7 protein-coding genes are annotated in these 5,547 nt (G+C 32.1%); 6 read left to right on the forward strand and 1 reads right to left on the reverse strand.

What is annotated here, in order from left to right; all coding sequences use genetic code 11:
- Positions 1-246: 246 nt before the first annotated feature.
- The 5 genes from metG (at position 247) to ACTB1H_RS08945 (ending at position 4,746) form a co-directional block, all read left to right on the forward strand.
- Positions 247-2,223 (forward strand): methionine--tRNA ligase, encoded by a 1,977-nt coding sequence (metG, locus tag ACTB1H_RS08925; RefSeq protein WP_463262498.1) that lies wholly within the window; start codon positions 247-249, stop codon positions 2,221-2,223.
- Between the two features lie 14 nt (positions 2,224-2,237).
- Positions 2,238-3,023: a TatD family hydrolase gene (locus tag ACTB1H_RS08930; protein ID WP_463262499.1), complete on the forward strand. Its 786-nt coding sequence runs from the start codon at positions 2,238-2,240 to the stop codon at positions 3,021-3,023.
- Complete coding sequence (gene rnmV / locus ACTB1H_RS08935; protein WP_463262500.1) at positions 3,016-3,561, forward strand: ribonuclease M5; 546 nt, start codon at positions 3,016-3,018, stop codon at positions 3,559-3,561. Before ACTB1H_RS08930 ends, rnmV begins: the two co-directional genes overlap by 8 nt.
- Positions 3,551-4,447 carry a 16S rRNA (adenine(1518)-N(6)/adenine(1519)-N(6))-dimethyltransferase RsmA gene (gene rsmA, locus ACTB1H_RS08940; protein WP_463262501.1) on the forward strand — a complete coding sequence of 299 codons (897 nt, stop codon included), beginning with the start codon at positions 3,551-3,553 and terminating at the stop codon, positions 4,445-4,447. Before rnmV ends, rsmA begins: the two co-directional genes overlap by 11 nt.
- 68 nt (positions 4,448-4,515) lie before the next feature.
- On the forward strand, positions 4,516-4,746 hold the full coding sequence (locus tag ACTB1H_RS08945; RefSeq protein ID WP_463262502.1) for a glutaredoxin family protein: 231 nt from the start codon (positions 4,516-4,518) through the stop codon (positions 4,744-4,746).
- A gap of 31 nt (positions 4,747-4,777) precedes the next feature.
- Here the strand turns inward: ACTB1H_RS08945 and ACTB1H_RS08950 are convergent, their stop codons facing one another.
- Positions 4,778-4,963 (reverse strand): DUF1858 domain-containing protein, encoded by a 186-nt coding sequence (locus tag ACTB1H_RS08950; RefSeq protein WP_463262503.1) that lies wholly within the window; start codon positions 4,961-4,963, stop codon positions 4,778-4,780.
- 126 nt (positions 4,964-5,089) lie between these two features.
- On the opposite strand from ACTB1H_RS08950, the gene ACTB1H_RS08955 reads away from it, so the two are divergent.
- Entirely contained in the window at positions 5,090-5,443 is a 354-nt protein-coding gene (locus ACTB1H_RS08955) for a phage holin family protein (protein WP_463262504.1), read from the forward strand.
- Positions 5,444-5,547 lie beyond the last annotated feature (104 nt).

Genomic DNA, 5,547 nt, shown 5'->3' on the forward strand with positions numbered 1-5,547 from the left:
TTTTAGTATTACAAAAAGTTTATATTTGTAACCTTTTTGTAACTTTTTAAGACTATTTTAGTATTCTAAACGATTAATCAAAACTTGTCAAATTTTTGGGTAAATAGGCGCAATATTCTAAAAAATGCAACTGTTCAATATCTTGACAAAGCTTATATTTAAGCTATAATATATGTATTAATAAGACGGCGTTTCCTTCGTCTCTTCTGAGATGGAAGGTTTTTTTATTAATTCCAAGAAGGGAAGATGAAAATGAATAAATACTATCTAACCACACCAATTTATTATCCTAGTGATAATCTTCACATAGGACACACTTATACAACAGTAGCAGCAGATACTATAAAAAAATACAAGAAATTAAAAGGATATGATGTGTTCTTTACCACAGGAACTGATGAACATGGTCAAAAAATTCAAGAGAAAGCTAAGGAAAGTGGACTAACACCTAAAGAATATGTAGACGGTATAGTAAAAGATATAAAAAAACTTTGGGAATTACTTGAAATTGATTACGACTATTTCAGAAGAACCACTGATGAAGAACATGAGAAAAGCGTCCAAAAGATATTTACTAAATTATATGAAAAAGATGAGATATATAAATCTTATTATGAAGGATATTATTGTACTCCTTGTGAATCATTTTGGTCAAAAAGCCAGTTAGTTGATGGAAACAAATGCCCTGACTGTGGAAGGGAAACCCATCTAGAAAAAGAAGAAACTTACTTTTTCAGGCTTTCAAAATATAGAGATAGACTCTTAAAGCTTTATGAAGAAAATCCAGATTTTATACAACCAGAATCTAGAAAGAATGAAATGATAAATAATTTTCTTAAAGATGGTCTTGACGATTTAAGCGTATCAAGAAGCACTTTTGATTGGGGAATAAGAGTTCCGTTCGATCAAAAGCATGTAATATATGTCTGGATAGATGCATTATCATGCTATATTACAGCTTTGGGATATGGAACTGAAAATGAGGAAAATTTTGAGAAATTCTGGCCGGCTGATGTCCATTTAGTTGGGAAAGAAATTGTCAGATTTCATACAATAATTTGGCCTGCATTACTCATGGCGCTGGATTTGCCACTTCCTAAAAAAGTTTTTGGACATGGCTGGATTTTGTTTGATGATGACAAAATGTCGAAATCTAAAGGGAATGTTATATATCCTGAACCAATAATAGAGCTTTATGGAATAGATGCATTCAAGTACTTTTTGCTAAGGGAATTTTCATTTGGACAAGATGGATCATTTACTAGGGAGAAATTTTTGCAAAGACTTAATTCTGATTTGGCAAATGACTTAGGTAATTTGGTAAGCAGAACAATTACAATGATTGAGAAATATAATGAATCAATTATACCCAAAATAGGGATTGAAGAAAGCATAGATGAAGAACTAAAATCACTAGCACTTTCGACATACAAAAAAGTAGATGAATATATGGAGGCATTTAATTTTTCAAATGCTCTTGAAGAAATATGGAAGTTAATCAGAAGGACAAACAAATATGTTGACGAAACTATGCCATGGATTTTAGCAAAAGAAAACAAAAAAGATAGGTTAGACACTGTTTTATATAATTTAGCTGAAAGCTTAAGGATTGTATCGGTATTGATAAATCCAGTTATGACAAAAACTTCTAAAGACATATTGGCTCAGCTAGGGATAGATGAACATTTGACATGGGAAGATGCAAGCTCTTGGGGTAAATTAAAATCGGGTCTAAAGGTAAATAAAAAAGAGATAATGTTTCCTAGACTAGACATTGAAAAAGAATTAGAAAAGCTTGAAAAAGCAAATTCAGATTTGATTGAAAGACGAAAAGAATTAAAGGAGAGAAATAGAGTGGAAGAGAATAAAGAAGTCAAAGAAATAGAAGAAAAAGAGGACTTTATCACAATTGACGATTTCTCAAAAGTCAAATTAAAGGTAGCAAAAGTAATAGATTGCACAAATCATCCAAAGGCAGATAAACTTTTGGTATTGACATTAAAGATAGGCGATGAAACAAGAACAGTTGTATCTGGCATAAAAGAATATTATAAACCTGAAGATTTGATCGGCAAAAAAGTCATTGTAGTGGCAAACTTAAAGCCAGTAAAATTAAGAGGTATAGAATCAAGGGGAATGATACTGGCTGCTGAGGATGAAAACGGGAAATTGACATTGTTGTCAACATTAGAAGAAATTGATGATGGAGCAACAATATCTTAGTAGGGAGAAAAAATATGTTCATTGATAGTCATGCACATTTAGATGATGAAAGATTCGACTTAGATAGGCAAAATGTTATAAAGGATTTAAAATCAAATCAAGTAGACCTAGTTATAAATATTGGAGCAGATATAGAATCGAGCATAAGCACAGTAAAACTAGCAGAAGACTATGAAAACATCTATGCATCTGTAGGAGTTCATCCCCACTCAGTTAGTGAACTAATTGGGGTTGGATTAAACGAAATAGAAAACTTGGCAAAAAGAAAAAAGGTAGTAGCAATAGGGGAAATTGGGCTAGATTACTATTATGAGAATTCTCCAAAAGATATTCAAAAAGAATATTTTATAGAGCAGATTAGGTTAGCTAAAAAGCTTGATCTACCAATAGTCATCCACTCGAGAGAGGCAGTAAAGGACACCTTGGATATAATAAAATCAGAGAAAAGCTCAAATTTAAGAGGAGTCATGCACTGCTTTTCTAGTAGTGTAGAAATTGCTAAAGAATATATAAAACTTGGCTTTTACATTGCAATCGGAGGAGTTGTCACATTTAAAAATGCTAGAGTCACAAAAGAGGTAGCCCAATTTATACCACTAGAAAATCTGCTGATTGAAACAGACTGTCCCTATTTAGCGCCAGAACCTTTTAGAGGCAAAAGGAATGAACCCAAATACATTAAATACACAGCAGAAGAAATAGCTAAAATTAAAGAGGTTGACTTAGAAGAAATAGCAAAGATTACTAGCGCAAATGCTAAAAAGTTATTTGAAATAAAAATTGGTGATATAAATGATTAAAGAAGTCATCGTAGTGGAAGGAAAAGATGACATAGCGAAAGTGAAATCTGCAATCGAATGTGAATGCATCGCTACAAATGGCTTTGCGTATGGTAAAAAGTTCATCAACATATTAAAGAAAATAGACAGAGAAAAAGGGATAATAATCTTTACTGACCCTGACTATCAAGGTGAAAAGATAAGGCGAGAACTAAAAGAATTATTTCCAAATGCAAAACATGCATTTTTATCTCAAGAAAAAGCTTTAAAAGATGGAGATATCGGTATAGAAAATGCTAATAAAGATGACATCATAGAAGCCATAAAAAAAGCAAGGCCAACATTTATTGAAAAAGAAGATAGATTTACTTTAAAGGATATGATAGCAAATAATCTATCAAACGGGAAAGATGCAAAGATAAGAAGAGAAAAGCTCGGGAACACATTAGGAATAGGCTATGCGAATTCAAAGACATTTCTTTTAAGATTAAATGCTTTTGGAATAACGCAAGAAGAATTCATAGACGCTTTAAAAAGGATAGATAACGATGCAGACTAAAAGGCTTTATTCACCTAATCAGATAAAATATATTTTAGAACGACATGGGTTTAATTTTTCAAAAGCACTAGGTCAAAACTTTTTAATTGATGGGAATATAGTTAGAAAAATAAGTATTGCAGCAGGAGTAGATAAAAACACAAATGTACTTGAAATAGGACCGGGTGTAGGAACGCTCACTGAAGAGTTAGCACTGAATGCCAAAAGAGTAGTTGCTGTTGAGATGGACGAGAGATTAAAGCCTATACTAGAAGAAACTCTATCTGGCTTTGATAACGTGAAAGTTATTTTTTCTGATGTTTTAAAACTCGACTTAAAAGAAATAATTGAAAGAGAATTCAATGGAGAGAGGATATCGGTTGCTGCCAATCTTCCGTATTATGTAACTACGCCTATATTAGAAATGCTATTTGAAAATGATCTTCCAATAGATTTAATAACGGTAATGGTTCAAAGAGAAGTAGCACTCAGAATGACTGCAAAACCTGGGTCAAAGGATTACAGTTCATTGTCTGTTTTCATAAGATTTTACTCTGAACCGAAAATTGAGTTTAAAGTTCCAAACACTGTTTTTATGCCCAAGCCCAAAGTTGACAGCGCTGTTGTAAAAATGGAGTTGAACAAATCATATGATGTGGATAAAGAACTTTTTTTTAGAATAGTAAAAGCTGCTTTTTCAAAGAGGAGAAAGACCATTATAAACGCTCTATCGAGCTATGAGGGTATTGACAAGGACAAACAAAGCATCAAGGAAATTCTATATATAGCAGACATAGACGAAAATAGAAGAGCAGAGGATTTATCAATAGAAGAATATTTAAATTTGACTAAATTATTCGATACGAGTTTAAAATTAGGATTTCAGGGTAAAAAAAGACTGTATTGACAACTATACCCTATAGGGGTATAATATAATTGTTAAATACACTTAATATATTGTTGGAGGAGATAATTATGAAAAATGTTGTAGTATATACAAGCAGCACTTGCCCATATTGCACTATGGTAAAAAATCATCTAAAAGAAAAAGGCGTTGACTATGTTGAAAAAAATGTTTCAACTGATAATCAAGCTAGAAAAGAACTCATGTCAATGGGGCATATGGGAGTACCTGTCGTTTTAATCGATGGGGAAGAAGTTGTAGGATTTGACAAAGATAGAATAGACGCTCTTTTAGGAGCATAAAAATATGGGGTAGAATTTCTACCCCATATTTTTATGCATTTAAATCTTTCATTAAGTTGTTTAAATCTAGTCCGTGAACCATAGCTGCTTCTTCAAGACTTTCCATTTGGCTTGAAGGGCAACCAACACAGCCCATTCCATGTCTTAGAAGTATTTCTATTGCTTCAGGTTTTTTCCTGATAACTTCACCAATTAGCATATCTTTTTTAATTTCCATAAACAAAACCCCCTTTAATTCATACTATAATACTAGCATATAAATTTAATTTTGGCTAGTGTTTTTTTAAATGGAAATTGTTTCAAAAATCAATATATGGGAATAATATACTTAGGAGGCGATAATATGAGTGATTCAAAAAACAATACAGGATTTTTCGATTTAATTATCAAGATAATAGTATCAGCCCTAGTTTTAGGGATAACTGCATTTTTTACACCTGGGTTTAGCACATCTGGGATATGGACTTTAATTATTGCGGCTATAGTAATTGGAGTACTAAATTGGTTAATTGTAAAAATTCTAGGAGTCAATGCTTCTCCATTTGGAGCAGGTGCATTAGGTTTTATTGTAACAGTAATTGTCCTATATCTAACAAGATATTTTGTTGATGGGTACGATATAACAGTAATTGGAGCTATCATTGGTGCTTTAGTATTAGGGATAGTAGATGCAATACTTCCAGGTAAAAGAGTATAAATAACTGTCAATAACCTGTGAAAATGTCACCTAAAAAATCATGATTTTATTCTATGAAAATGTCACCTTCGAGATATAATTTTGCTTTTTAAGTAACGAGTTAG

It is taken from the genome of Soehngenia sp., from assembly GCF_055108775.1.

Coding starts and splice junctions, on each gene's coding strand:
- ACTB1H_RS08955 (WP_463262504.1), top strand. CDS start 5,090: ATGAGTGATTCAAAAAACAATACAGGATTTTTCGATTTAATTATCAAG.
- rsmA (WP_463262501.1), top strand. CDS start 3,551: ATGCAGACTAAAAGGCTTTATTCACCTAATCAGATAAAATATATTTTA.
- ACTB1H_RS08930 (WP_463262499.1), top strand. CDS start 2,238: ATGTTCATTGATAGTCATGCACATTTAGATGATGAAAGATTCGACTTA.
- rnmV (WP_463262500.1), top strand. CDS start 3,016: ATGATTAAAGAAGTCATCGTAGTGGAAGGAAAAGATGACATAGCGAAA.
- metG (WP_463262498.1), top strand. CDS start 247: ATGAAAATGAATAAATACTATCTAACCACACCAATTTATTATCCTAGT.
- ACTB1H_RS08950 (WP_463262503.1), bottom strand. CDS start 4,963: ATGGAAATTAAAAAAGATATGCTAATTGGTGAAGTTATCAGGAAAAAA.
- ACTB1H_RS08945 (WP_463262502.1), top strand. CDS start 4,516: ATGAAAAATGTTGTAGTATATACAAGCAGCACTTGCCCATATTGCACT.